The organism is Duganella vulcania (genome assembly GCF_009857655.1).
Taxonomy (GTDB): Bacteria; Pseudomonadota; Gammaproteobacteria; order Burkholderiales; family Burkholderiaceae_D; genus Rugamonas; species Rugamonas vulcania.
This window is the reverse complement of the sequence record NZ_WWCX01000298.1, coordinates 1-445: the sequence shown is the minus strand read 5'-3', so window position 1 is coordinate 445 and position 445 is coordinate 1. Positions and strand designations below refer to the sequence as shown.

Sequence of the window (445 nt, the reverse complement as noted above, 5' to 3'; positions counted from 1 at the left end):
ATTTATGCAAGAAAAATTTCGCTCGGACATAATCGCAAACTATAACAACCGCATGATTCTGGACCGCTGGGATGCTTTAGCGCTTCCAGATGGTTGGTTAGTAGCGGGCTGCTTATTTCAAACGGTGTGGAATTTAAAAGATGGACGTGCTCCCGACGCTGACATCAAGGACTACGATTTATTTTATTTCGACGACAGTGACTTGAGTGAAGAAGGGGAGCGTCGCGTTCAAGAGCGTGTTAATGAAGTGTTGGCCGATTTGCTAGTTCCTATTGAAGTTAGCAACCAAGCTCGAGTACATACATGGTATGAGTCATACTTTGGCCACCCATATCCAACGCTTCAGAGTGCTCGTGATGGAATTGACAGATTCCTCATCCTCGCCACCTGTGTTGGGGCGACGCCAGAGGCTATCTATGCTCCTAATGGGCTACAAATGCTTTAC

Annotated in this window: 1 protein-coding gene; it reads left to right on the top strand. The window is 46.5% G+C overall.

Features of this window, described 5'->3' with window-relative positions; genetic code table 11:
- Positions 1–4 precede the first annotated feature (4 nt).
- The coding region (locus GTP90_RS36085; RefSeq protein ID WP_161087967.1) for a nucleotidyltransferase family protein at positions 5–445 on the top strand (441 nt) is incomplete at its 3' end.